Source organism: Bradyrhizobium sp. 179 (assembly GCF_023073535.1).
GTDB lineage: Bacteria > Pseudomonadota > Alphaproteobacteria > Rhizobiales > Xanthobacteraceae > Bradyrhizobium.
The window spans coordinates 12,410-37,482 of the sequence record NZ_JADPJR010000044.1; the positions used below are offsets into that span (position 1 = coordinate 12,410).

Annotated in this window: 25 protein-coding genes and 4 pseudogenes; 20 read left to right on the forward strand and 9 right to left on the reverse strand. The window is 61.7% G+C overall.

Annotated features, from left to right (window positions below; all coding sequences use genetic code 11):
* Window positions 1–55 precede the first annotated feature (55 nt).
* The 8 genes from IVB12_RS10460 to IVB12_RS10490 all read left to right on the forward strand — a co-directional run bounded on the left by IVB12_RS10460 (window position 56) and on the right by IVB12_RS10490 (window position 8,941).
* Window positions 56–412 (forward strand): hypothetical protein, encoded by a 357-nt coding sequence (locus tag IVB12_RS10460; RefSeq protein ID WP_247298525.1) that lies wholly within the window; start codon window positions 56–58, stop codon window positions 410–412.
* 94 nt (window positions 413–506) lie between these two features.
* Window positions 507–914 (forward strand): FixH family protein, encoded by a 408-nt coding sequence (locus IVB12_RS10465; RefSeq protein ID WP_247298528.1) that lies wholly within the window; start codon window positions 507–509, stop codon window positions 912–914.
* Window positions 911–2,350, forward strand: a complete 1,440-nt coding sequence (locus IVB12_RS10470) for an efflux RND transporter periplasmic adaptor subunit (RefSeq protein ID WP_247298531.1) — start codon at window positions 911–913, stop codon at window positions 2,348–2,350. The genes IVB12_RS10465 and IVB12_RS10470 overlap by 4 nt, the downstream gene beginning before the upstream one ends.
* Entirely contained in the window at window positions 2,347–5,532 is a 3,186-nt protein-coding gene (locus IVB12_RS10475) for a CusA/CzcA family heavy metal efflux RND transporter (protein ID WP_247298533.1), read from the forward strand. The genes IVB12_RS10470 and IVB12_RS10475 overlap by 4 nt, the downstream gene beginning before the upstream one ends.
* A 9-nt stretch (window positions 5,533–5,541) precedes the next feature.
* A complete protein-coding gene (locus IVB12_RS38140) occupies window positions 5,542–5,670 on the forward strand; it encodes a hypothetical protein (RefSeq protein WP_256464560.1) in 129 nt (42 codons plus the stop codon).
* 2 nt (window positions 5,671–5,672) lie between these two features.
* The gene (locus IVB12_RS10480) at window positions 5,673–6,389 is read left to right on the forward strand and encodes a cytochrome c family protein (RefSeq protein WP_247298537.1); all 717 of its coding nucleotides are present in this window, start codon (window positions 5,673–5,675) and stop codon (window positions 6,387–6,389) included.
* A 183-nt stretch (window positions 6,390–6,572) separates the two neighbouring features.
* Window positions 6,573–8,726 carry a heavy metal translocating P-type ATPase gene (locus tag IVB12_RS10485; protein WP_247298578.1) on the forward strand — a complete coding sequence of 718 codons (2,154 nt, stop codon included), beginning with the start codon at window positions 6,573–6,575 and terminating at the stop codon, window positions 8,724–8,726.
* A gap of 2 nt (window positions 8,727–8,728) precedes the next feature.
* Window positions 8,729–8,941 carry a hypothetical protein gene (locus tag IVB12_RS10490; RefSeq protein ID WP_247298541.1) on the forward strand — a complete coding sequence of 71 codons (213 nt, stop codon included), beginning with the start codon at window positions 8,729–8,731 and terminating at the stop codon, window positions 8,939–8,941.
* 10 nt (window positions 8,942–8,951) lie between these two features.
* On the opposite strand, the gene IVB12_RS10495 is transcribed toward IVB12_RS10490, so the two are convergent.
* Window positions 8,952–10,064, reverse strand: coding sequence for a Fic family protein (locus IVB12_RS10495; protein WP_247298543.1), 1,113 nt, complete (start codon window positions 10,062–10,064; stop codon window positions 8,952–8,954).
* Window positions 10,065–10,246: 182 nt separating this feature from the next.
* Here IVB12_RS10495 and IVB12_RS10500 point away from each other — a divergent pair, with 182 nt between their 5' ends.
* Complete coding sequence (locus IVB12_RS10500; RefSeq protein WP_247298545.1) at window positions 10,247–11,527, forward strand: hypothetical protein; 1,281 nt, start codon at window positions 10,247–10,249, stop codon at window positions 11,525–11,527.
* Between the two features lie 151 nt (window positions 11,528–11,678).
* Here the strand turns inward: IVB12_RS10500 and IVB12_RS10505 are convergent.
* Window positions 11,679–12,346 (reverse strand): annotated as a pseudogene (locus IVB12_RS10505) (transposase); the annotation flags it as partial.
* A 51-nt stretch (window positions 12,347–12,397) separates the two neighbouring features.
* Here IVB12_RS10505 and IVB12_RS10510 point away from each other — a divergent pair.
* Together IVB12_RS10510 and IVB12_RS10515 are read left to right on the forward strand one after the other, a co-directional pair.
* Window positions 12,398–12,553, forward strand: coding sequence for a hypothetical protein (locus tag IVB12_RS10510; protein ID WP_247298548.1), 156 nt, complete (start codon window positions 12,398–12,400; stop codon window positions 12,551–12,553).
* A gap of 10 nt (window positions 12,554–12,563) precedes the next feature.
* Window positions 12,564–13,755: pseudogene (locus IVB12_RS10515) on the forward strand (IS91 family transposase).
* A gap of 369 nt (window positions 13,756–14,124) precedes the next feature.
* On the opposite strand, the gene IVB12_RS38145 reads toward IVB12_RS10515, so the two are convergent.
* Complete coding sequence (locus IVB12_RS38145) at window positions 14,125–14,250, reverse strand: hypothetical protein (protein ID WP_256464538.1); 126 nt, start codon at window positions 14,248–14,250, stop codon at window positions 14,125–14,127.
* Between the two features lie 24 nt (window positions 14,251–14,274).
* On the opposite strand from IVB12_RS38145, the gene IVB12_RS10520 reads away from it, so the two are divergent.
* Entirely contained in the window at window positions 14,275–14,631 is a 357-nt protein-coding gene (locus IVB12_RS10520) for an SPW repeat protein (RefSeq protein WP_247298551.1), read from the forward strand.
* A gap of 183 nt (window positions 14,632–14,814) precedes the next feature.
* Here IVB12_RS10520 and IVB12_RS10525 read toward each other — a convergent pair whose 3' ends face one another.
* Together IVB12_RS10525 and IVB12_RS10530 are read right to left on the reverse strand one after the other, a co-directional pair.
* Entirely contained in the window at window positions 14,815–15,243 is a 429-nt protein-coding gene (locus tag IVB12_RS10525; protein WP_256467104.1) for a type II toxin-antitoxin system PemK/MazF family toxin, read from the reverse strand.
* A gap of 254 nt (window positions 15,244–15,497) precedes the next feature.
* Window positions 15,498–15,677, reverse strand: a complete 180-nt coding sequence (locus IVB12_RS10530) for a hypothetical protein (protein WP_247298556.1) — start codon at window positions 15,675–15,677, stop codon at window positions 15,498–15,500.
* 459 nt (window positions 15,678–16,136) lie between these two features.
* Here IVB12_RS10530 and IVB12_RS10535 point away from each other — a divergent pair, with 459 nt between their 5' ends.
* The 3 genes from IVB12_RS10535 (at window position 16,137) to IVB12_RS10545 (ending at window position 17,788) form a co-directional block, all read left to right on the forward strand.
* The gene (locus IVB12_RS10535) at window positions 16,137–16,364 is read left to right on the forward strand and encodes a hypothetical protein (RefSeq protein ID WP_247298580.1); all 228 of its coding nucleotides are present in this window, start codon (window positions 16,137–16,139) and stop codon (window positions 16,362–16,364) included.
* A gap of 688 nt (window positions 16,365–17,052) precedes the next feature.
* Window positions 17,053–17,286 carry a hypothetical protein gene (locus IVB12_RS10540; protein ID WP_247298557.1) on the forward strand — a complete coding sequence of 78 codons (234 nt, stop codon included), beginning with the start codon at window positions 17,053–17,055 and terminating at the stop codon, window positions 17,284–17,286.
* A gap of 304 nt (window positions 17,287–17,590) precedes the next feature.
* The gene (locus IVB12_RS10545; RefSeq protein WP_247298559.1) at window positions 17,591–17,788 is read left to right on the forward strand and encodes a hypothetical protein; all 198 of its coding nucleotides are present in this window, start codon (window positions 17,591–17,593) and stop codon (window positions 17,786–17,788) included.
* Between the two features lie 779 nt (window positions 17,789–18,567).
* Here IVB12_RS10545 and IVB12_RS38150 read toward each other — a convergent pair.
* Genes IVB12_RS38150 through IVB12_RS10565 form a run of 4 tightly spaced genes read right to left on the reverse strand, consistent with a single transcriptional unit; the run spans window position 18,568 to window position 19,825 of the window.
* The gene (locus IVB12_RS38150; protein ID WP_256464540.1) at window positions 18,568–18,699 is read right to left on the reverse strand and encodes a hypothetical protein; all 132 of its coding nucleotides are present in this window, start codon (window positions 18,697–18,699) and stop codon (window positions 18,568–18,570) included.
* On the reverse strand, window positions 18,696–18,917 hold the full coding sequence (locus IVB12_RS10555) for a hypothetical protein (RefSeq protein ID WP_247298562.1): 222 nt from the start codon (window positions 18,915–18,917) through the stop codon (window positions 18,696–18,698). Before IVB12_RS10555 ends, IVB12_RS38150 begins: the two co-directional genes overlap by 4 nt.
* A gap of 2 nt (window positions 18,918–18,919) precedes the next feature.
* Window positions 18,920–19,186 carry a hypothetical protein gene (locus IVB12_RS10560; RefSeq protein ID WP_247298565.1) on the reverse strand — a complete coding sequence of 89 codons (267 nt, stop codon included), beginning with the start codon at window positions 19,184–19,186 and terminating at the stop codon, window positions 18,920–18,922.
* Window positions 19,187–19,234: 48 nt separating this feature from the next.
* Window positions 19,235–19,825, reverse strand: coding sequence for an RNA ligase family protein (locus tag IVB12_RS10565; RefSeq protein ID WP_247298568.1), 591 nt, complete (start codon window positions 19,823–19,825; stop codon window positions 19,235–19,237).
* Window positions 19,826–20,745: 920 nt separating this feature from the next.
* Here IVB12_RS10565 and IVB12_RS10575 point away from each other — a divergent pair.
* The 5 genes and pseudogenes from IVB12_RS10575 (at window position 20,746) to IVB12_RS10590 (ending at window position 24,449) form a co-directional block, all read left to right on the forward strand.
* Window positions 20,746–20,985 (forward strand): hypothetical protein, encoded by a 240-nt coding sequence (locus IVB12_RS10575; protein WP_247298571.1) that lies wholly within the window; start codon window positions 20,746–20,748, stop codon window positions 20,983–20,985.
* 7 nt (window positions 20,986–20,992) lie between these two features.
* A pseudogene (locus IVB12_RS38060) lies at window positions 20,993–21,253 on the forward strand (hypothetical protein); the annotation flags it as partial.
* A 67-nt stretch (window positions 21,254–21,320) separates the two neighbouring features.
* Window positions 21,321–21,836, forward strand: coding sequence for a type IV secretory system conjugative DNA transfer family protein (locus IVB12_RS38065; protein ID WP_253075480.1), 516 nt, complete (start codon window positions 21,321–21,323; stop codon window positions 21,834–21,836).
* A 229-nt stretch (window positions 21,837–22,065) separates the two neighbouring features.
* Window positions 22,066–23,085: pseudogene (locus tag IVB12_RS10585) on the forward strand (IS110 family transposase); the annotation flags it as partial.
* A gap of 1,034 nt (window positions 23,086–24,119) precedes the next feature.
* Window positions 24,120–24,449 carry a hypothetical protein gene (locus tag IVB12_RS10590; RefSeq protein ID WP_247298572.1) on the forward strand — a complete coding sequence of 110 codons (330 nt, stop codon included), beginning with the start codon at window positions 24,120–24,122 and terminating at the stop codon, window positions 24,447–24,449.
* Window positions 24,450–25,073 lie beyond the last annotated feature (624 nt).

Genomic DNA, 25,073 nt, shown 5'->3' on the forward strand with positions numbered 1-25,073 from the left:
GCATTTGTGAACCGGGGCACTTTCCAGCATTCCGCCCCTGTGAGACTGTGACACGATGAATGCTTGCCGCCTCCTCAGGTTTCTGCTCGCGGTCCTTGTGACCGCGGGGCTGGCAGTCGCGCCGCTGGTGACGCCGGCGGCGGTGGGGCATTTGATGGGCGCAATGCAGATGGCAGACGCGCAGGACATGCCGGATGACATGGCGTGCTGTCCCGACAAGCAGAACAACAAGCAATGCCAGGACTGTCCTCTCGTCGCGATCTGCATGTTGAAGGTACTCCAGACTGGACCTTCGGCGACGACAGTGCGCATCCCGCAGGCTGCGCGCGAACTGCTGCGGCCGCTCGATGACGTGATCGCCGACGGCCTGGCCCGCCCCCCTCCAGACCAGCCCCCTCGATCGATCGTCTGACCGGCGCTGCGGCGCCGGAACGTTGGCGCGCGTCCATGGCGCGCATTCGCATGCCGCTTCGGCGGTTCAACAGACGTTTCGAGGAACAAACACCATGAAGATCTCCACTGCTGCGCGCGGGCTGGCCGCCGTGCTGGTCGGCCTTTCTCTTACGGCAGCGCCGAAGTCCGCTCTCGCCGACATCAAGGATTATGAATTCCAGCTCGTCGAGCCGGCGGTTCAGGCCGGCCCCGACAAGGTCGTGACGGTGCGGCTGGTGAACAAGAAAACCGGCAAACCCGTGCCGGACGCGGTCATATTCGCCTCCCGCCTCGACATGGCGCCGGACGGCATGCAGGAGATGGTCACGAAGGTGACCTCGATGCCGGGGACGGAGCCCGGGACCTACCGGTTCAAGGCCAACTTCAGCATGGCGGGCCGCTGGCAATTGTCCCTCGGCGCCAAGGTGCAGGGCGAGACCGGCACGGTGGAAAACAAGCTCGTCGTGACGGCGAAGCAATGAGGCGCGCCATCGCGATAGGTGCGGCCGCTGCGGTTTGCGCAGCGGCCGGCGCCGGCCTTTACGCGGGCGCAATCCCGCGCGCAGATCCGTTCGTCGGACCAATGACGGTCGCTGCGGCGGCCGATGGCGGCGCGGTGATCTACTACCAGGATCCGGACGGGAAGCCGTTCTATTCGCTCGGGCCGAAGAAGGCGCCGGATGGGCGCGCCTGGCGCGCCGTGCCGGCGGGAGCCGACGTCAGCTTCGACGAACCCGAGGAGCAACTGGCCGAGACCAAGGGGGAAGCGGCAAAGACCGAACGCAAAGTCAAATACTACCGCAATCCGATGGGCCTGCCGGACACCTCGCCGGTGCCGAAGAAGGACTCGATGGGGATGGAGTACATCCCCGTGTACGAAGGCGAGGACACCGACGACGGGACGATCAAGCTCTCGCCGGGGAAAATACAGCGTACAGGCGCAAAATCTGAGGCGGTCGTCAAAAGACCCGTGACCTCCTTGATCCGCGCTCCAGGCACCGTCCAGGAGGACGAGAGACGCGTCTCAGTCGTCGCGCTGCGGTTCGAGGGCTTCGTCGAGAGCGTCGCCAACGTCACGACCGGCGACCACGTCCACAAGGGCCAACCGCTTTTGAACGTGTACAGCCCCGCTCTTTCCAGCGCGGCCGCCGAATATCTCTCGGCGTTCAACGCCGGCGCGACCGGAAAGGACTTGAAAGGCGCGCGCCGGCGACTGGAGAATCTTGCTGCTCCGGAAGCGGCCATCAAGGAGCTGGAGCGCACCAGGGAAATCTCGCTCTCGATCCCATGGCTCGCGCCGCAGGACGGCGAGATCCTCGAGCGCAACGCAGTGCCTGGCATGCGCGCGGGGCCCGGCGACGTCCTGTTCAGGATCGCTGACCACCGCCTCGTCTGGGTCCTGATCGACGTCGCCGAGCGCGATCTGCCGCAGGTCGCGGTTGGGACGAAGGTGACCATCAGGCCACGCGCGTTCGCCGGCCAAAGCTTCGAGGGCACTGTGGCGTTGATCTATCCCCATCTCAACGCCGCGACGCGCACCGCGCGGATCAGGATCGAGGTGCCCAACCGCGACGAAGTACTGCGGCCAGAGATGTACGTCGATGCCGAGATCGAAGCCGGCACGCCGGGGCCGGTGCTGGCGGTGGCGGAGAGTGCGGTGCTCGACAGCGGAAGCCGCCAGGCCGTCCTGGTCGACAAGGGAGAGGGCCGCTTCGAGCCGCGCGAGGTGAAGCTTGGCCGGCGCGGCGGCGGCTTTGTCGAGATCACGAATGGCCTTTCCGAAGGCGAAGCGGTCGTGACCTCGGCCAACTTCCTGATCGATGCCGAGAGCAACCTGAAAGCGGCGCTCAAGGGATTTGCCGAGTCCACCAGCACGCCGCCCGAGGCGCCAGCCAGCGGATCGGGAGCGCGCCCATGATCGCTCGCGTCATCGCCTGGTCGGCGCGCAACCTGCTGCTGGTCCTATTCGGCACCGGCTTCGCCGCCGCGGCCGGCATCTACGCGCTGGTCCATCTGCCGCTCGACGCGATCCCGGATCTCTCCGACACGCAAGTCATCGTCTACACCGAATACCCGGGGCAGGCGCCGCAGGTGATCGAGGACCAGATCACCTATCCACTCGCCACCGCCATGCTGACGGTGCCAAAATCCAAGGTGGTGCGTGGCTTCTCGTTCTTCGGAGTCTCGTTCGTCTACGTGATTTTCGAAGATGGCACGGACATCTACTGGGCGCGCTCGCGGGTGCTCGAATTCCTGAACGCCGCCACATCGCGCATTCCTGCCGGTGTCACGCCCACTATCGGTCCGGACGCCACGGGAGTTGGCTGGGTCTTCCAGTATGCGGTGGTGTCGAAAGAGCTGAACCTAGCCGACACGCGCACCATCCAGGACTGGAACCTCAAATTCGCGCTGGCCAAGGCGGAAGGCGTCGCCGAGGTCGCGAGCGTCGGCGGTTTCGTCAAGCAGTACAACGTGATCCTGGATGCGCAGCGGATGCGCGACCTCGGCATCAGCATGCAGAAGATCCGGGACGCGATCCGCGCCAGCAACGCCGACGTCGGCGGGCGTACGGTCGAGCTGTCGGAGTTCGAATACGTCATCCGGGGCCGGGGCTACCTTAAAGGTATCGACGATCTCGGCAACATCGTCCTCAAGACGGACAAGGGGACGCCGGTGCTGCTGCGGGACGTCTCCCGGGTCGAACTGGGGCCGGACGAGCGGCGCGGCATCACCGAACTCAACGGCGAGGGTGAAGTCGTCAGCGGCATCGTGCTGCAGCGATTCGGGATGAACGCGCTGGACGTCATCGAGAACGTCAAGAAGCGATTCAAGGAGATCGCCACCAGCCTGCCGAAGTCGGTCGACATCGTGCCGGTCTACGACCGGTCGAACCTGATCTACGCCGCCATCGACACCCTCAAGCACACGCTCGTCGAGGAGAGCATCGTCGTCGCGCTGGTCTGCGTCGTGTTCCTGCTGCACGTCCGCAGCGCGCTCGTCGCCATCCTGATGCTACCCGTCGGCGTGCTGATGGCGTTCGGAGCGATGAAGCTGCTCGGCATCGGGTCGAACATCATGAGTCTCGGCGGCATCGCCATCGCCATCGGGGCCATGGTGGACGCCGCCATCGTCATGATCGAGAACGCCCACAAGCACCTCGAGCGTGCGGAGTCGGGCAAGTCGCGGATCGCAATCCTGATCGAGGCCGCCTCGCAGGTCGGGCCGGCGCTGTTTTTCAGCCTGCTGATCATCACGGTATCTTTCATGCCGATCTTCACGCTGGAATCGCAGGAAGGGCGCCTGTTCAGCCCGCTCGCCTTCACCAAGACCTTCGCGATGGCGGCAGCCGCGTTGCTCTCGGTGACGCTGGTGCCGGCGTTGATGGTGATCTTCGTCCGGGGACGGATCGTTCCGGAGCACCGGAATCCGATCAACCGCTTCCTGATCTGGATCTATCGCCCCGTCATCAAGGGCGTGCTGCGCGCAAAGACCTTGGTTATCCTGCTTGCGCTCGCCGCGCTCGCAGTCACGATCTGGCCCGCCCGCCAGCTCGGCACCGAATTCATGCCGAACCTCAACGAGGGTACGCTGCTTTACATGCCGACCACGCTGCCCGGCATCTCCGTCACCAAGGCCGCCGAACTGATGCAGACGCAGGACCGCATCATTCGCTCCTTCCCGGAGGTCGCGTCGGTCTATGGGAAGGCGGGCCGGGCCTCCACGTCGACCGACCCTGCACCGACCGAGATGTTCGAGACGGTGGTCAATCTGAAGCCCAAGGAGCAGTGGAGGGCGGGTCTCACCATCGACGGACTGATCGCCGAGATGGACAAAGCTCTGCAATTCCCGGGCGTCTCCAACGCCTGGACCATGCCGATCAAGGCGCGCATCGACATGCTCTCGACCGGCATTCGCACCCCCGTCGGCGTCAAGGTGATCGGTACCGATCTCGTCGAGATCGACAAGCTCGCCAAGCAGATCGAGCAGGTGCTGCGGACGGTTCCCGGGACGTCGTCCGCCTACGCCGAACGAGCCATCGGGGGCTACTACCTGGAAATCACGCCCGACCGGTCGGCGCTGGCCCGCTACGGCATCATGGTCCAGGACGTCCAGGACACCATCGCGACTGCGCTCGGTGGTCAGGCGGTCACGACCACCGTGGAGGGCCGGCAGCGCTTCACGGTCAACATGCGCTACCCGCGCGACCTCCGCGACAATCCGAAGAAGATCGCAAGCGACGTCCTGGTTCCCATGCCGGCCGGCGGCGCCGTCCCGCTCGCGGAAGTCGCGACCGTCCAACTCGCCCGCGGCCCGACCTCGATCCGGACGGAGAACGCCCAGCTCGCGACCTACATCTACGTCGACATCCGTGACCGCGATCTCGGCGGCTACGTCGCAGAGGCGCAACGCGCCGTCCAGGCCAGCATCCAGTTTCCGGCAGGCTATTACGTGGTCTGGAGTGGCCAGTACGAATATCTGGAACGCGCCATGGCCCGTTTGAAGATCGTCGTGCCGGCGACGCTCCTCATCATCTTCCTGCTGTTGTACCTGAATTTCAGGTCGGTGACGGACACGATGATCGTCATGCTGTCGCTACCGTTCGCGCTGGTCGGCGGGCTTTGGCTGATGTGGTGGCTCGGATTCAATCTCTCGGTCGCCGTCGCCGTCGGTTTCATCGCGCTCGCTGGCGTCGCCGCCGAGACCGGCGTGGTGATGCTGATCTACCTCAACCAGGCGCTTGCCGAGATCACGGCGCGCCGCGCTGCCGAGGGTTGGACAATGAGCCGGACCGACCTCCGCGAGGCCATCATGGAGGGCGCGGTCGAGCGCGTCCGGCCGAAGATGATGACCGTCGTCGCCATTATGGCGGGACTGCTGCCGATCATGTGGAGCACCGGTACCGGGTCCGAGATCATGCAGCGGATCGCGGTCCCGATGATCGGCGGGATGATCTCGTCGACCCTGCTCACGCTGATCGTGATCCCGGCGATCTTCGGCCTGGTCAAAGGCTTCCGGTTGCCGCCTGTGGGCAAACCGCGAGTGCCGGCGAAGTCGAAGGCTGTCGTCACGACACTCCGAATCCCGGAGCCTGCCAAATGAGGTGAGCCAATGATGGACGGGATGATGTCTGGAATGATGGGTGGCATGGCCCTGATCTGGGTCCTGATCGTCGTCGTGCTCGCGCTGGGCGCGGCCGCGCTGATCAAATACCTGTTCTTCTCAGGCCGAGGAGATTGATCATGCATCGCATTCTACTTGCGGCTCTCGCTGTTGTCCTCGTCTCGCCGCCGGCTCTCGCGCAAAACAGCTTAGCTCGCGGGGAGCAGGATTTTCGGGCCTGTGCAGCATGTCACTCGCTCGAGACCGACCGCGACATGACGGGGCCAAGTCTTGCAAACCTATGGGGGAGGAAGGCCGGATCGTTGCCGAGTTTCGAGCGCTATTCCGACGCGCTGAAAGCTTCGGGGATCGTTTGGGATGACCGCTCGCTGGATGGGTGGTTGACCGAGCCTGCGCGGATGGTGCCGGATAACGCTATGCCGTTCGACGGCATCAAGGATGGTCGCACACGCGCCGATCTGCTCGCCTTCCTGAAGGAGGCGACCAAGCCAGGCGCAGCGCCGCGGCAATCGGCGCAAGGAATGGGCGGCATGATGGGCGGTGGCATGATGGGCGGAATGATGGGAGGTGGGCGCGTTCCAAATCTGAGGAGCATTCAAGCTTCCGAGCGCGTCACTGGCATCACTCACTGCCGGGACACCTATCGCGTGACTACGGCCGACGGCAAGACGCGCGCGTTTTGGGAACGCAATCTCCGGATCAAGACGGATTCCAGCAAGGACGGTCCGGACAGCGGGGCTCCGGCCATCGTGCCGGCCGGAATGATGGGCGATCGCGCCGATGTGATTTTCGCGGCGCCCGAGGAGATCAGCAAGATGATCGAAGCCCGGTGCTGATTCCCGAATATCGAGGTTGAACCGCATGCGCCAACCGGGTTTCCGCGCATCTATTGCGCGCCGAAGGGGCCCCCGGTCTCTGGAATGGCGTAGCAGCCCTCCCTCTACAAGACTCTGCGCCAGGAGGGTAAGACTTCAAACGTGCGGGCGCGAGAGCATTTCACGGCACCGAAGGGAATGATGATGAAAGAGGTCGGATCGAGCGCGAAGATGCGACTCCTGATCGAGGGAATGGACTGCTCTTCCTGCGCGACCAAGATCGAGAACGCCGTCCGACGGATGCCTGGCGTCACCGCGGTGTCCGTTTCCCTCGCCGGCGGCACCGTCACCGTGGGCCACGATGGTATCGATCGCGACGAAGTCGGCAATCGGATTTCCAGCTTGGGCTATCGGGTGGCCTGGGCCGAGAGCGATGGTTTTGCCGACGAAGGAAGAAATACCGCACCGGAGGTCCGTTTGAGCGATCACGATGCTGCTGCTTGGTGGAGTACCCGAAAGGGAATGCTCGCGATCGGATCCGGCATCGCTCTCGCCGCGGCATTCGCGTTGGGCAAGGCCGTACCCGCCGACGCGCGCTGGGCTTTTCTGGTTGCGATGCTGGTCGGCCTCGTTCCTGTCGCCCGCCGCGCGATTGCCGCTGCGCGGGCCGGCACGCCGTTCTCGATCGAAATGCTGATGTCGATCGCTGCCGTCGGCGCGGTGATCATCGGGGCGACCGAGGAGGCCGCGACGGTCGTCTTTCTATTTCTGATCGGAGAACTCTTGGAAGGTGTTGCTGCAAGCCGCGCTCGCGCCAGTATTCACGGCCTGACGGCACTCGTTCCGAAGACCGCTCGCCTCGAGGATGACGGTGGTGTGCGGGACGTGCCCGCCGACAGCCTCCAAATCGGAGCGACGATCCAGGTCAGGCCCGGCGACCGCGTCCCTGCCGACGGTGTCGTCCTCTCCGGAGAGAGCACGGTCGACGAAGCGCCCGTCACCGGCGAGAGCACGCCCGTCCGGAAGGGCGCGGACGCGAGCATGTTCGCCGGCACGGTCAACGGCGACGGCCTGCTGAGGGTGCGGGTGACTGCCGCGGCGGCCGACAACACCATGGCGCGCGTGGTGCGCCTGGTCGAGGAGGCGCAGGAGACCAAGGCGCTAGCAGAGCGCTTCATCGACAGGTTCTCACGGTACTACACCCCCGGGGTGGTCGTGGTTGCGGCCCTGGTCGCCGTCGCACCTCCGCTTCTGTTCGGCGGTGACTGGGTCGGCTGGATCTACAAGGGGCTGGCCGTCCTCCTGATCGGATGTCCCTGTGCTCTCGTCATCTCCACGCCTGCGGCCATCGCCGCCAGCTTGTCCGCCGGCGCCCGCCGGGGACTTCTGCTCAAGGGCGGCGCCGTTCTCGAGCAGATCGGGCGGATCACCGTCGCCTGCTTCGACAAGATTGGCACGCTCACCGCGGGCAAGCCGCAGGTGACGGACATCGTCGGCTTTGCCCATAGCGAGAAGCACGTTCTGCGGATGGCTGCAGCGCTCGAATCCGGATCGAGCCATCCGCTTGCGGCCGCGATCCTGTCCAAGGCTGCGGCGGAGAAGACGCGGATCCCGCCGGCTTCCAACGCGTCGGCCATCGGAGGCAAAGGCGTGCGCGCGACCGTGGAGGGGACGGAGGTTTTCTTCGGTTCACCGAAGGCGGCCGCGGAATTGGTGGCGCTCACGGCCGCGCAGCAGACGCGGATCGCGCTCCTGAATGACGAGGGTAAGACGGTCTCCCTGCTTGTCGTGGGCGAGAAGATCGCAGGTGCGGTAGCCATGCGCGACGAGCCCCGTCCTGACGCCGAAAAGGGCCTGAAGCTGCTGTCGGACGCCGGCATCCGGAGCATGATGTTGACGGGCGACAACCGGCGGACGGCCACCGCAATCGGCAGACAGCTCGGCATCGAAGTCGAGGCCGAGCTTCTGCCCGAGGACAAGCAGCGCATCGTCGGCCGGCTCCAGCAGCAGGGATCCGTGGTGGCAAAGGTCGGCGACGGAATCAACGACGCGCCGGCGCTCGCCGCCGCCGACGTCGGCATCGCGATGGGGGGAGGCACGGACGTGGCGCTGGAGACGGCGGACGCCGCGGTGCTGCACGGTCGCGTGTCGGACATCGCGGCCATGGTCGACTTGTCCAAGCGGACCATGAGCAACATCCGGCAGAACATCAGCATCGCACTGGGATTGAAGGCGGTCTTTCTCGTCACCACCGTGGTCGGGATCACCGGTCTCTGGCCGGCCATCCTCGCCGATACCGGCGCGACCGTGCTGGTGACCGTGAACGCGCTGCGTCTGCTCAGACCGACGGGAGCGTAGCCATGGCAAGGTCTTTGGCGATCCAGGAGAGCTTCGCCATCGTTCCGCAGTTCTTGGTGCTGACGCTGGGGCAGGTCCAGTCCCGCGGCAGCATGGGCACCGAGCGACCTTGGGCAGCCGGTCAAGGCCTTCTGAACCCGACGGGCCTCGACCTAGTGAAAGGTGAAATTTTCGCGATTGTATGGGCTATGGAGAATCTGGGTCTGGTGCAGTGACCCTCGGAAGCTATTCAGTCTGCACCAATGCATAGTTGGTGCTTCTGCCGCCGCCCTCCTCTTTGACGAGGATGCCCAGATCGATCAACTCGTTGATGTCGCGCAAAGCCGTGTCTTGTGAGGTCTTTTCGATCTTGGCGTATTTCGACGAGGTCAGCTTGCCTTCGAAGCCATTGAGTAGGCGGTTGAGAATGTCCCGCTGGCGATCGTTGATCGGCTTGGCTGAGTGCTTCTTCCAGAAGTCGGCCTTGCGAAAGACAGCAGTCAGTATCTGCTCTGCGCCCGCGAAGGCGCGGTCTAGACAACCCAAGAACCATTCAAGCCAAGCCGTAACGTCGAGGCTGCCCTTCTGCGTTTCTTCCAGAATGTCGTAATACGCATTGCGCTCCACGCGAATTTGCGCGGACATGCTGTAGAAGCGCTGAGAACTATCCTCGGATCGCGCGAGAGACATATCGGCGATGGCGCGCGCAATCCGCCCGTTACCATCATCGAAGGGATGAATGGTAACGAACCACAGATGGGCAAGCGCGGCCTTGAGAACGGGGTCGAGGGCGTTTTCGCTGTTGTACCAATCGAGAAAGGTCTTCATCTCCGCTTCAAGCCGTGACGCGGCGGGGGCCCGATAGTGAACGCGTGGATTATTACTATAGACCTTCGAAACGACTTGCATGGCGCAGAGCGCATCGTCGCGCCATGCGCCGATGGTGATCTTGCTCAGGCCGCTGCGCCCTGCGGGAAATAGCGAAGCATGCCAGCCGAACAAGCGATCGGCTGTGAGGGGCTCTTTGTATTTCTGGGTGGCATCGAGCATCATTTCGACCACGCCTTCAACGTTGCGGTCTGATGCGGCCAGAGCGCCGATCTCAATACCAAGACGCCGCGCGATCGATGAGCGCACCTGATCTTTGTCGAGGATTTCGCCTTCGATTTCGCTGGATTTGAGGACGTCCTCCGTCAGCGCGTTGAGGACAGCCTCTTCGCGCAACGGGAAGCCGAGCGCCTCCATGCGCCCGATGAGCTTGCCTTGCCTAAGCCGGACCGTTGCAAGCTCCTTGGCCAGATGGTCCTGATCCCAAGTAAGTTGAGGCCATTCCGGCCGTTCATGAATGTAAGTTGCCATAATCTCCGCATCTCCTGCGGAGATTATGGGGTTTATTCACCGCAAGTGCAAGAACGTTCTCCGCAAAAAGTGCGGCGAATAGGAGGTCTCTTCTCCGCAACCGGAACGATAGTGAACCATTCTCTGGACGAACCAGCCAGACTCGCGGCCCGTTCGGTCTTTCGCTCAGGCGTCCCCCGACAATGAACCTCTCCGGCCATAACGTTACGATCGATGCGCGCGCCTACGCGACGCCAGTGGATGACCCCGAAATTGTCGAGATCATTGACCTCGTCTCGGGTGAGGTGCAGCAGACGAAGGCGTTCATAGCGGGGCATCGCTACGGTGACCTGATTCAAGCGCGTATCGGCATGCGTGAGGCGCTTAAGGATGAACAGCCGCGGCATATATGCGCAATCTGCGGCACGCCGGTTTACCTCGTTGCCAACATGCACAAGCGCTTCTTCTTTCGTCATAAGACGGAAGATGGCTCATGCCCGGCAACGACACGGGGCACATTGAGCGAGGAAGAAATCCGGGCCCGGAAATACCACGGTCTGCGCGAGAGCGAAGCGCACAAACAGATCAAGCAACTGATTGAACGCAGTCTGCGTGCAGATCCGGCCTTCGAGAAGGAAGCGATCATTCAAGAGGGCGCGCATTTGATCTGGGTGCTGGCCAGTTTCTCCGAAGCTTACCGGCGCATGACCACCGACGATTTGTTATTCTCGAACAATTCAAACGTGTTCGTCGTCGACGACGAAACGGTCCGCATTTCAGAAGAAACCAATCAATTTCATTTGCGCTGCCACTATCGCGTTCCCTTTTGTGACGCGGGCTCCATAAGCGACATCTGGCGGCAGGAGATTGTCCCGTTTAGGGCGGTCATCAAAGAGATTGACCGCCAGCGCGCTTATTATTTCGATTACGAAACGGAAGAGCGGAAATTCCTCGATCAGCAATTGCGCGATGAAGTCGCGGCCTATTGGGCGGAAAATATGACCCGGAATGGGGGAGGGCATCCGGCGCATCTGGATCGCTGGCGCGCGATCAGGGAGGGACTGGCGGCGCGCAACGTTGCCGTTCCCGATTACCCGGCGCGGGACGGCAGTTTCCGGAACATGATGCATGCTGTCCTAAGTGCCCTGAACGGTCGTGCTGTCGGTTGGCAATTCGATACGTTGCTTCAGTGCGCGCATCAGACGGCCGAAAGGCACCCAGAAAACCTGCTGGCGTTTGGGTTTGCCGTAAAAATTGGCGGCCACGAGGCATTGCTGGAAAGCCAGGACGCGAGGGGAAAATGGAAGAGGCGGCGCGAAGTGATGCGTGCTCAATTACGCCAGCGCGACCCGAAATACGTTCCGCCAATGGCATGGATGCCCGCGCTTTCCTTTCTCTTCCCTGAAGTCGGGGCGCGCGTGAACGCATTCGTGCACCGCAATGGCTTGTCAGTTGAGCCCGCACATGACGTAACGGATATCTGATGCTGGATCATGACCTCAAAGCCCTTCCAGTGACCAAGCCGGTGCGGCTTCATAATGTCGTCTGTCCGTATTGCGGCGTCGCGCTCACCAAGGACAACACGACCAAGGAGCATGTCGTCGGCAGAAAATTTGTCCCGAAAGGAACGTTGGAAAACGCCTGGAACCTAATTTTGAATGCCTGCCGGACGTGCAACAACCGCAAGGCGGATCCGATTGCGGTTCGGATTCTGTTCATGGAGCGGCGCACCGCATCGAGGAAGGCCGCGCTCGCATTTTCCATCAGATGCCAACGATCGGCGACTTGGATCGCGTCCGGCAGCGCCTTGGCTGCTGCCTCGCCGTATCCACCACCGCGATCTCGCGACACAATGTTGATCGCTGGTGCTCCGATAGCCACGCTCGAACGGTCGCAGTTTCTCTGTCGGGCAGCAGGGTAACGATCCGCCGGCGCTCCAAATCGCACACGATCGTTCCGTATCGGTGGTTTCTCCGGAACGCCCAGTCATCGATGCCCACAACAAGCAATGGATCTGTCGGCCCAAACCGCTCCGCGAAGATCCGCCGGCGGCAATGCGGCACCTCACATGTGAAGCGCCGCGTGAGCAATCGGAGGCGCACCTTTCTGCCCGCTGACGGCAAATCAGCCACGTGCCGAATGTAACGGCTATGGATTCGGCGCGACGCTGTCGCACACAAAGGGCACTGGGCGTCCGCAGCCTCTGACCGAACAGCCAGAATAACTGAATCCTCTGAATCACTTACGCCGTCGAACACCAAGCCGCTTGGTACTAGCGATGAAACTCGAAAGCCTGTCCGCATGGCGCCGATTCTCCGTTGAAGAACCACAGTCGCCGGCGAACTTCATCAGAAATGAGTCAGAGCCAATATTGCAGGCCGAATGACAGTCACGCCAAGCTCGACACCACGGCGCTCTATACCCGCGTCGCTACCAAGACGATCAGCGAGGTCATGAGCCCGCTGGAGCACATCGCGCTCAAGCTCAAGGAGATCCGGCCGCCCGGCTGACGCGGCGCGCGTGTCGCGCCCGGCCTTGGAGGTTGCGGATGTCTTCCGCAGCCATGGTCCGGCATGGCGTCGAGCCCATGCCGGCCATGTCAGCCTCGACCAGCTCAAGGTGATGTCGGCGATTGAGCGTTGCCGCACGGCAGCGCTCGGCGGCCATGTCGCGCGTTGCGCGGACTGCGCCTACACGACGATCGCCTACAACTCCTGCCGCAATCGGCATTGCCCAAAGTGCCAGGGCGCCGCGGCGAAGGACTGGCTTGCCGACCGCGAAGCCGACCTGTTGCCGGTGCCGTACTATCACGTCGTGTTCACGCTGCCGGCGACCATCGCCGACATCGCCTACCAGAACAAGGCCGTCCTCTACGATCTGCTGTTCAAGACCTCCGCCGAGACCATGCTGACGATCGCCGCCGACCCCAAGCATCTCGGGGCCCGCGTCGGCGTCACCTCCGTGCTGCATACCTGGGGCTCGGCGCTCACCCATCATCCCCATGTGCACATGATCGTGCCGGGCGGCGGCATCTCGCCCGACGGCGAGCGCTGGGTGTCCTGCCGGCCGGGATTCTTTCTCCCCGTGCGCGTGCTCTCCCGCCTGTTCCGCCGGCTGTTCCTGGAGAAGCTCATGGCGGCGTACGCGGCCGGCCTCAACTTCTTCGGCGATCATGCCCTGCTTGCCGACACGCAGGCCTTCGCGACCCATCTGGCGCCGCTGCGCAGAAGCGAATGGGTGGTCTATAGCAAGCGCCCGTTCGGCGGACCCGAGGCGGTGCTGGCCTATCTGTCGCGCTACACCCATCGCGTCGCAATCGCCAACAGCCGCTTGATCGCCGTCGACGAGCAGGGCGTCACCTTCAAATGGAAGGACTACCGGATTGAGGGCCACAATCGGCACAAGCGCATGACGCTCGGGACCTTCGAGTTCATCCGCCGCTTCCTCATCCATGTGCTGCCAAAAGGCTTGCACCGTATCCGCCACTACGGCCTGTTCGCCAAAAGCGCGTGCGCCGCCAACGTCGCACGCGCGGGAGCTGCTCGCCGTTGCAAAACCTGAAGCCCAGCCCACCGCGGCCGCCGATCCAAGCAAGCCGACTTGTCCATGCTGCGGCGGTCACATGATCATCATCGAGGTCTTCGCCCGCGGTGCAACGCCGCGGCATCGGCCGACAGCCCCAACCAGCGTCATCAGGATCGACACCTCATGACCGCGTCACAATCCCGCAGATCTGCCCCTCGCGCTCGCCGGCTCTCGAACGGCCACGGCAGAGCGCACCCAGATATCCTCCACCCGCCGCAAATCGTCTGACAATCTACCGCGTTCGATACCACCCGCCGCTTATTAGTCAGCCGCTTCACCGTCGTACGACTCGTTGCATCGGCTCGATCCAAATCAGACAGCTCGCCCGCGGCACTCAATCACCATAGCGCCTGCCGCACTGCTCTACGTTCCCCAAGCGCGGTTTCCTTGGAGGCTTTCGGACGCCGGCCGCCGAACTTGCCGCGCCGTCTCTCAAGCGGCCGGCATCCGAAACCCTTCACAGGAAGAGACTCGGGCCCTGCAACAAACTGCATCGTTATTCGATCACGTCGGCGCGGCGGAGCAGCAACAGCGGCAGGCGCGGCAGGCCCACCGCTCCCTTGCCATTATGCCGCGGGCCGCCATGGAAACCGGCGCGGCGATCATACGGTTGATTCGGCATGGAAAACCTCCACTGGAGGGAGTTATGCATTGGACGAACGCAAAGTTTTGTGACGTTGCGAACCTGATCCTCGGCGCGGTACTGTTCGTTTCGCCCTGGGTATTCGGTTTCGACGCCGGGACGGTCTCTCCAAACGCCGTTATCACCGGTCTCGCCATCGCGATCCTTGCGATCGCGGCGCTGGCGGCATTCGCGGCGTGGGAGGAGTGGCTGAACCTCATCGTCGGCTTGTGGGCGTTGGTCTCGCCCTGGGTATTGGGCTTCCAGGAAACCACCGCGATGACGGTGCATGTGATCATCGGCGCGGCGGTCGCGATCCTGGCAGCGATCGAGCTCTGGATGATGTCCCAGAACCCGCCGCGGCTGACCACCGGTCGCTGAGAGGCTGAGATCGTTTGGCCCGGTGTCGCCGATAAGCCGGTTCCCTGCCGCAACTTCCGAGTCGTCATCGAGGGAAGGCACAAAAGAAAAGCCCTGCCGGGCTTGGTATCGCCTTGGCAGGGCCGCCCCTCGCGGGGTCTTGAGGCTCAACGGCGCACCGCGAGCAATCACTGCGAAATATTGTTATTCGCCGGTTAAAGTCAAGTTACCCATGCCCAGCGCGAACAGGACGCCAGCCCTTATTTTTTCCAGGTCGGCGGCCGGAACCTTGATTTGAAGATACTTTCTCTTACCGTATTGGTCCCGTTCCGTCCGGAACATATCAAGCCGACCAAATCCAACCGTCGCCAGCATGTCGCACTTAGCCCATGCCACTGGATAGACAAACGGCTGCGGCAACGGTGGATCAAACTCTAAGCGAACGTCCCATTTAGGGTGGTCATTCGGATCGCCCGAAAGCGGTACCACAGTACACAGCCCATCGCGATGCGGCAGACGTGGAGAAATGATGACGGCAGGTCGTGCCTTCACCATTTCGGGCGGCTGAAATCCTCCCCGTGAATAGTCGCATCTAACGACGTGTCCCGGGCCAAGTGGGTACTGTATGGCCATGAGGGACAATTATGGGCGATTCGTTTCAGCAAACGAACTGAAGAACTCCGGTGTCCTAATTCCCCTCTGCGGGTGTCCTAATTAGGACAGCACCGGTCAATCTGGTCTACGCCGGGCGCAGGCCGTTTCATCAGAACCAGCCCATCTTGAAACAGAGACCAAGCCAACCAGGGCTATTAGAGCGGCAATGTTGATGTACTTCTGGGCGCTCTGCATCACTTCGCCGCCGTCAAAGGCTCGGCCACGCCAGCTTTCTAAGCCGACCAACGATCCTGCTCTTCCTGATAGGCCTGCTCGTTAAGCCGCTCAGCGATCTCGCCCGCAAGCTCTTCTGTCCCGGCAGAGGCAAGAGGCTCGCCCCTTTGGTTCTTGAGCTTTTCCCTGTGCACTTCGATTGGGAAATCGTCCGGTGTCAGTGGGGGATCTTTGTTCATGGCGACCTCAGGGTTTGTTTGGTGCTGTAACCGAGCCGATCGTTGATGGTTGCTCGCGAGCGGCGCTTAAGCTCTGGAAGGTCAGCCGCATAGACCCTTAGGGCAGTATCTCTGGATTTGCCCCTACGTTAGGAACGATCCTTGCGACCTTCGGTTTCTCCAAACTTCAGCAAGGAGATACCAACATGAAAATCGCAAAGATTGCCTTAGCAGCCGCGTTGGTGTTCGGATCGATTGCCGCAGCCTCGGCGCAAGGCGGGGCAGGTGGTGCGGGCGGCGCGGGTGCCGGTGCGGGCGCCGGCGCGGGTGCCGGCGCGGGCGCAGGTGGAAGCGGAGACGGCGGAGCGAGCGGAGCAAGCGGATCCAGTGCCGGAGGCGGGGGCGGAGATTCCCCGGCTGCTACGACCGGACAGGGTGCGTCGAGCAGTCCCAGCTCGGCCAATCCCGGCGCCACGATGAATGACCCAAAAGCAAAAGGGCGGCAAAAGTGAAGATGTGCTGACATGCCGCGAGAGCAGTCACGTCGGTAGCTTCACGGTACGGCTCTCGTGTATCAACCGCGTAACGAATGCCGGCGCCAAACTCCTCGCCGCTGGCTTTGACTGTGTAGAGAAACGGCGCGTTGATCTTCTCGATATGGATGCGGCCGTCCTGGACCGGCTCGATGCTGGCGGCGAGTTCAACTAGCTTGCGGGCAGCGGCTTCCGGAGTGGCGTAGGGGCGTGCCTCGTCATGTTTGACTTGGGAAGTATCCCAATTCGCTTTATAATCACCAGATGCACAATGAAGATGAGTACCGACGCTAGGCGGCCGAGGCCCAGAAGGAAGCTGACAGAGCCCGGAACGACGACGATCGCGCCTCCTGGTTGCGCGTGGCGCAAGGTTGGCTGAGCCTCCTCCGCAAACGCCCGCAATCTGACGAAGAGGCCTTTGAGGCCAGAGCGAAATCCGAAGGAACGGGACAGCCTGATTCGGAAGCGTCAAACTGAAGGCGCCTCAGTTGCCAGGTACCCAACGCGCAATTTGTTTCTGCGTATCAAAAGGATACGTAAAGCTGCCCCTCAGCCGAACTGCCCATGAGCCGCCGCAAAGGCCGCTTTCGGAGGCATGCTTTTGAAAGTGGTCAGCGTCTCAATCACCTGTCGCGCTTGATCACGCATGATGCCTCCTTGGCTCATCAGATGACTTGATGTTCCTTGCGCGCCACCGGCTTTGCTCGGATCACCACGAAAGACGGCGACCACCGATAGATGCTCGGTTGGGCGAAGTGGCCTCAATCGTTCCAAATGCCTTCATAACGCCAGTTAATTCTGGTTGTTGCATTAGTTTTAAATAACCTTAATTCGCAGCACCAAGCCAGCAGAGGAGAGATCCAATGAAGCTCACCTGGAGCGTTCTTTCCGCAGCAGCATTTGGGTTGACCCTGGCGATGACGACCGTGCCGCCCGCCTCGGCTTGCAACGGCAATGGGAATTGTTCCAACGCGCTCGGCCACAACAAGCCGGGCCATGTCAGTGGAGCCCCCGGGCCAATCGCGGGTGCAGGCCTTCCTATTCTCGCGATTGGATACGGCGTGTACTGGCTGGTGAGACGGCGGCGGACCCGCTAGTTGCGGTAGTCGTCCTCGCGATCGCTCTGCACTGACAGTTTGCTCCGCGTTTTCCCGGTACCCTTCTCAAGCGTGACCCGGATGGCCCCAGCTCCAATGCAGCCCCTGGGAGCTGGGGCCATTTTTTTGGGAGGTCTCAGCTCATCCCATTGCCCGGTGCTGACGCCCTTTTTTTCGCGCCCGCCCCAGACGACTTTCCGGTTAGTCCCGTAGACCGATTTTTTTGGCGCCCTTGGAACTAATGTTCACTTTGGCACTTAAGCCGCTAGCGTTCCACTGGAGGAGGTGGAACGAGGGGGGGAATATGGTGCTGACTGCTGAGTACTACTTGAAGCAGGCCGAAATTGCATCGCGGATGGCGTTAGCCGAACCGGACCCGGAGAAGGCCCGGGCCATGCACATCTTGGCGCTCCGCTTCTTCGATAAGGCGCACAGGGCGGAGGTCAAAGACCCGGCACCGCCGGAGAATCTCGCCCCGCCACCGATCATCGAGAGACAGTAAAGGCCGCCGCGGTTGGCGGTCTTTTTCGGCGGACGGATAGCCACTATGGTCCCGTCGCTACCGGCGCATAGGATGACGCGTCGCTGCCCGCACCGGCAAAAGGGCGGCAAAAGTGAAGATGTGCTGACAATGTCGCGGCGACGTTTGGCTGGACCGTGGCGTTCTGTCACCCGCCGGTGGGGAGCGGGGGAGATGGTTGCCAGTTCAGACGACGATCAGCCTTGCGTGCCCATCCTTTCGCAAGGTTTGTTAGGCGCTGGCCTGTTTCCGACCTCAGTGGCCTAGTTTGAAAATCACAGTGGCCTGATTTCAGGAACTGGCCCAGAACTTCAGCGTTTCATCGTCGGTTTTCATCATCATGGGAGGAAAACCATGGGATTGCGCCGCCGGGTCGTTCAATCATCGCCGCTAGAAGTGCGACTTGCCGAAGAGGCGATAAGCCTGCGCGAGCAAGCCAAGAAGCTCCCGCATGGACCGCAGCGGGAAGCCTTGCTGCGTAGAGCCCAACAAAACGAGGTCGGCGCTCACATGACCGAATGGCTTACGTCTCCGGGGTTGCAGCCGCCGGAGTAAAGCGTAAGATTCAGGTGATTTGCGAAACCAAAGGGGGCAGCGTGACGGCGCCAGACCTCGTTTTCATAATCACCATCGTTGGATTGGGCGCTCTATCCACGGTCCTCGCGTATATGCTGGTGCTGGGCGTCTAAGGCTCCCCTAAATCTCCGAACAGACAGAGAGTAAGGCCGCCTCAGTTGGCGGCCTCTTCTGCGGGTGCAGGTTCACGCTGGCGGTATCACGTCGTACTCAAAAGCGACGCCCTCGGGGTCGTTCTCATCGAGCCATGCCTGCGCAACCTCTTCGGTCGCAAAGACCTTCAGAACCTCGCCCTGATCGCGAATCCAAACGGTCATAATTCGCGCTCCGGGACGTCCGCTCTTGGTCTTGGATGCACGCGTGCGTCAACCAGGACCTCCGTGATGGCGTCGCGGAGGCTGTCGCGATCAAGGATCTGGATTAGCCGATTGATGGTGGTCGCCGCGTCGCGCTCGCGCGTGAGATAGTCGGCCAGCGCCTTCATGGTGTCGTCGTAGCTCTGCTCGATCTGCTCGGCGGGGGTGAGGCGAGCCATCTTCACGATCCTCCCGCGCTGGACTTCTTCTCCTCCTGGCGCTTCCGTTTTTGGAGATAGCCCTGACGGCGCTGCGGCTGATAGATCAGATCAAGGCCAAGCTCCTTGCATTTCTCGGTGATGTCTTCCCAGTCGCGGCAAAGGTATGTGCTCAACTCTTCGAGGTTGGCACCCGTCTTCCACGCGGCCTGCAAGTCTTCAACCGCCATCTCGGACCATGGTTCGCCGGTGTGGATGTCGGGAACGCGATCAGGAGTCACCCACGTCACGCCTGATCTCTTCGCCATTGTCTCGCGAGCGCCTTGCCTTGTAAGCCATCACAGTTCCCTTTCCATCGCGGGGTGCGCCCGGTTCTTCACCTTAATCCAGTGCTTCTGCCGACCGCCACGGTACGGCCTATCGCGGTGCTTAGAGACCAGACCTTCCAGGCCCATGCGGCAGGCTGCCTGAAACAGGTCAGGCCCGATCTCGCCTCGCTCGAAGGGGGCCACACTGATCCCGTCCGGGCGGCGCGCCAATAGCTGCTGCAGGTTTGCTTTCCGCAGGTGAAGGGGTAGCGAACGCAGGTCATCGCCGCCCATGACAAGGACATCGAAGGCGTAGAGCTGCACCTCGTGGTCGTATAGCCGGCTGTGCAGCGCGTTGAAATCGCTGATGCCATGCACCCCGAGGATCACGGCCTCGCCATGAATCACAAAGCGCTTCTGCCGGTTCTTCACCGCTGCCTCAGCTATCCAGGGATATCGCTTCGTCCAGTCGGTCCCGTTGCGGGAGAGTAGACGCACGCGCTTGCCCTCCCGAATGACCAGCATCCGGTAGCCGTCGTGCTTCACTTCGTGGATCCAGTCCGGTTCGTCCGGGACCTGCTTGCCGGCCGTGGCCAGGCAGAGCTCGTACGCCATACGCATGGGCGAAGGATGAAGGATAAGGACTTTGGGAGCTTTTTACGAGTCGGGAACAAGTGGCAATTTCGGCAATTGGGGTCTCTGCTCCGGTGTCCCCAAGAGCTCCGGAGCAGACCCTAGCGGCCTCGGCTGCGCCCAGCGCTGAGGCCGCCCTTTTGTGTCTACCGTCCCGGCGCAGGCTCACGCAGGCAGGGGCGGGAATGCTTCATCTCTGAATCGCAAATTGCGGCGGCCTGCCGCTATCGAAATCTGGCCTGACCTCAGCTCCGCGGCTGCCGCATCCGCCGCACACGAAGCGCGGCTCGATATCAGACAAGCGAACATCGTCCGGCCAGCGATCAGAGCGATGGGATGGCCGCAATGGCAATAGACCAGGACGCCGCACAGGCCCATCTCACGCATCTGGCTGAAGGTGAGCGTCGCGTGGGGGCGGTGCGCACGATCGGCACCTGAGAGAGGCTTCCAGCTTCCAGAGGGGGCGTATCTCGAGGGCGCAGATCGCATCCAGCGGGAGGCTGGCCCGTGTCCCGGGAGGCGCCTCGATACAAGCCGCCAAGCTTGTAGCAGCGGTTTTAGCGCGACCATAGGTTGGTCGGTGCTGTCCTAATTGGGACACCTCGCAAATCTGAATTAGGACACTATGATTTGTGACAGTCAGATGGCAATGATTCGCGCAGCGTAGAGTACGCGCTGCTGGCAAGGGCCTCAGCTGGTCAGCCCCGAGCTGGGGCCCTTCGTTTTTCAGAAGCAAAAAGCGCTCGCTTAAGATGGATCGGGCGGCGGCTTTCCAGCCCCGGGATGATGCAACGTATCAGGTTCCGTGATCTCGAAGTAGCCGGGCTGGCCCGTTGCTTTAGGTTAGTGAAATCGCAGAACGAGTCTGCCAGTGTGGACCTTGTCCGAGGTTCCTGAATTTCAAGCCGATGGCTCTCTACTTCGACACCCGAGACAGTGACCGCTTCATCCGAGACGAGGATGGCGTTGAAATCTCTTCCTTTGCGAAGGTGAAGCTTCTCGCCTCGGAGGCAATGGCTGACCTCGCCAAGGATGTGCTTCCCGGAGCCGAGACGCGGAACCTAGCCATTGAGGTCCGCATGACAGCGGCCCGGTTCTTAAGGCTCAATCTCCGGTTTGAGGTAGAGCAAGTATCCGAACCGGCGTAAGACCGCCATGGAGGTGGGAGATCACCTCGCCCAGGTCGCGCACATCCAGCATCTTTTCGCAGATTGGGCAGCGGATGAAATAGGTCCACGTTCTGCCCAGCGCGTCGGCGATCTCCTCCCGCCGGGACGGGCGTCGGCTACGTCATTCCGAACCTGCTCAATTGGCCGGATTTCAGTCGTGGTGCTGGATGTGAAGAAGGAGAACTGGGATCGTTCCGCGGGGTTTCGAGCGGCTCACCGGCAGGAGATCTATCTGTTCGATCCGCTGGACGAGAATGGTCGCACCGCGCGCTACAATCCACTGAGCTATGTGCGCAGCGATCCCGCAGACCTCTATGACCATCTCTGTCATGCTGTTTCCGGCCGAAAGCCGCGGCGATCCCTTCTGGTTCGAGGCCGCACGTTCGGCCTTTGTCGCGATCGGCGGCTATGTCGCGGAAACGCCGGGTCTTCCATTGACGATCGGCGAAATCCTGCACCAGCTGTCCGCGGCCTCCGACCTCAAGGCACATTTTGATAAGATCATCGCCGCTCGCAAGTCCGGCCCGTCGCCACTGTCGCGGCATTGCGTCACGGCGTTGAACGATTTCCTCGCGGCTTCCGAAAACACCATGAACTCGGTGCGAAAGACCGTGACCGCGAGGCTCGGCCTTTGGCTCAATCCCCGCATCGATGCTGCCACATCCGCCAACGATTTTGATCTGCGGCAGCTCCGGCAACGGCCAATGTCGATCTATCTCGGTGTAACCCCTGACAATCTCGAACGCATGGCGCCGCTTCTGAATCTGTTTTTTCAGCAGGTGGTTGATCTCAATACCCGCGAATTGCCATTGCGCGAGAGCTTCGCATAAATGTCCTCCACAGTACAAAAAGCACTACTAGGACGGCTTCAGAGTATTCGGGATAAAATGGCAATCTACCATGGCCGAACATCGGCTTTCAACACGTCAGGCTCATTGCCTCAGCGAGGGCTTTCGAGCGCCTGCAGCAGCGAAGGGCAGCTAATGGGATGGTCCGGCCGTGCTCCGGCCCTTCCAGCACGAGAAGCTGACAAGGGGCGCTCAAGACAAGGAGCACGCCATGTCTCAGAAACTCAACGCAGCGATCGCCGTGATCGGCATCGATATCGGCAAAAACTCGTTCCACATCGTGGGTCATGATCACCGCGGTGCCATCGTTCTGCGGCAGAAGTGGTCACGCGGCCAGGTGGAAACGCGGCTCGCCAACCTGCCGTCGTGCTTGATCGGTATGGAGGCCTGCGTCGGCGCCCACCATCTTAGCCGCAAACTCCAAAAGCTTGGCCACGACGCTCGCCTGATAACGGCGAAATACGTCCGCCCCTACTCGAAGGGACAGAAGAATGACTTCCGAGATGCGGAAGCCATCGCCGAGGCTGTCCAACGCCCGACCATGAAGTTCGTCGCGACCAAGACGGCCGATCAACTCGACCTTCAGGCACTGCACCGCGTCCGCGATCGATTGGTCGGTCAGCGCACCGGCGCCATCAATCAGATCCGTGCGTTCCTGCTGGAGCGGGGTATCGCCGTGCGGCAAGGCCTGCATGCCCTGCGGTTCGAGTTGCCGGGTATCTTGGCAACTCGCACTGATGTGCTCTCGCCTCGCATGTTGCGCATCATCGAGGGTCTGGCGGAAGATTGGCGCCGGCTGGATGAGCGTATCGGGGGGCTATCGAGCGAGATCGAAACACTGGCCCGTCAAGATCAGGCCTGCCAGCGACCCATGACGGTGCCTGGCATCGGCCCGATCATCTCGAGCGCAATGGTGGCCGCCATCGGCACTGGAGACGTGTTCTCGAAAGGCCGCGACTTCGGCGCCTGGCTTGGACTGGTGCCGAAGCAGATATCGACCGGCGACCGCACGATCCTCGGCAGTATGTCAAGGCGCGGCAATCGCTACCTGCGCGCGCTGTTCGTGCAAGCCGCGTGGGTTGTGCTGGTCAAGGTCAGGTGCTGGGAGCGCTATGGCCTCGACTCCTGGATCAAAGCCGCCAAGAAACGATTGCACCACAACGTGCTGGCGATTGCGCTCGCCAACAAGCTCGCCCGGATCGCCTGGGCGGTCCTCAACAAGGGACGCGCCTTACGTGCGTCAGCACGGAGGAGACGGCGTCCCGACCTGCTTGATGCTCGCGCCGCGCGCGGCGCCGTCAAGGCGCAGCCTGGCAGCGTAGAGCAAGACGTCAGGACAGCACGACGGCCGGGCTTGACGGCCCCTTGCGCGCGGCGCGTCTGCGCGCGCAGGCCGGGACGAAGTTACGACCGCCAGGCACGAACAAAGGAACAGCGCGAAGTGAGGAGCCATCGATGACGTAACAACACCTTACCGGCCGAGGTCTGCGAGAGGATGAGACGACGATGGAGAATCGGTCATCCCGGCGCATGCGAACCCTGGTGACCCAAATGGCCCGGTCGAGGCCTGTCCGCTAACCAGATCACGTGCGCGCTGATATCCATGATGGCCCGGAGCACTGCGCTCCAATCAGGGCCGGATACATTGATGCAAGACCGCATCTACCGGATCGTCGAAATCTTCTTGCACCGCACGGCCGGACCATACGGGTCACATGCTGAAGTGAAGAGAGTTCACTGCCTGAATCCGCGCTCCACCTGAAAGCAGACCGTCCTTGGATGGTCGGGCGAGGCAGCTACGGGCCATCTGCAGACGCGTCCAACCGGAAAGAGGCGCGGCCTTACTCTTGATCGGGCTTGGGGTTTACCTGCGCTAATGCTTCAGCCGTTTCGATCGAGCTGCGCAGCGCCGCTTCACTTGGGCCAAGACCCTGTATTCCCGTTCCATCGTTTGAAGGTGATAGCGGGTCGAGGCGTTCAAGGGATGCCGTCCGCAGCTTTGCGGTAGTGTTCCGCTTGTTCAAGATATTCTTCGGGGCTCATTTGCCGGATTCCGTGAGCGGCCCTACTTCTTCTTTGAGCTTATGCAAATCTGAAACAGCGATTTTCCGGCCTCGTCTGTGACTTCTAACCGCCACTGTTGGCCAGCCGAAACCTACCATCAATGTCCTTGAAAAGCTGGCCAGCAAACGTCGTGGCCTCTCGCCATGCCGCTTCGTCGTCAGCAAGTTCCTCACCGTGCCTGTCGGCACTCGGTTCGATTTCGTGAACGTGGAAGAAATATCCCGGCATGGTGGTAAAATGCTGAGGTTCAGAAGAGTTCCACGTCTTAATCGTTGCCGGCCCAGGCCGCGCTGGAACAAGGCCGACTACCGCAACGAAAACGCCACCGAGCCGAATAATGCTCAGTGGCGCTGCGCTGGAACTGGAAACTGCAATCCTCCAGTAGCGATTGGTCTGGGCGATCGGAGTTTAGGTTCAAGGCTTTCCGATCTCGTCCTCGATGTCTTTGATCAACTGGCGGATTTCGGCAGTATTCATGCCGTCGAGCGCGGCGCGCTTGTAGCGCTCGACGATTGTCAATTCGGGCTCTGAAAAAGGCCCAGCCCGATCTTCCATCGCTATCTCCCTTTAATGGGAGGCGGGAGCATTGCGGCTCTCAGTCACCGATAAATGCCACGGACCGAGCGGTGATGGCAGACGTTAGCGCGCCCGATGCATTGTCTCCACGAAATTGGATTCGGAAAAAGCAAATTCAGCCAGCGAGGTCGGAAACGTCCAACAGTCGTCCCAAACCAGTTCCCCGCACTCGCATTGGTAGATGTGGACGTAACTAGAGGTTTTGAGGCTCCAGAGGCGTTCAACGAACCGGGTGGGCCGATTGCACTTGGGGCATCGAATCGGCGCGTTCGTCTGACCTTGCCGCATGGCACGTACTCAGCCAATAAGCATACGTGGGGCGAGCAAAAGCGTTCCTAAAGCTTCTGATTTTCAGGCTAACCCGAGCGGCTCCGCCGTCCGGCCGTTGCGGGTCAAAATCGGTGATTCAGGCGAGTGGATTGCGTTTCCGCTCTACACCCGGCAGCTGACGTCTAAACGAGCATCTCACCGGGCAGCGATGGGCCATGTGTGGACGGCTCCGGGTTGGCAAGGAGAATCTTCACTTGCGGCGTTGGTCGAAGCAGCCATGTGTTCGGCCTTTTTGCGCGGTACTCATGA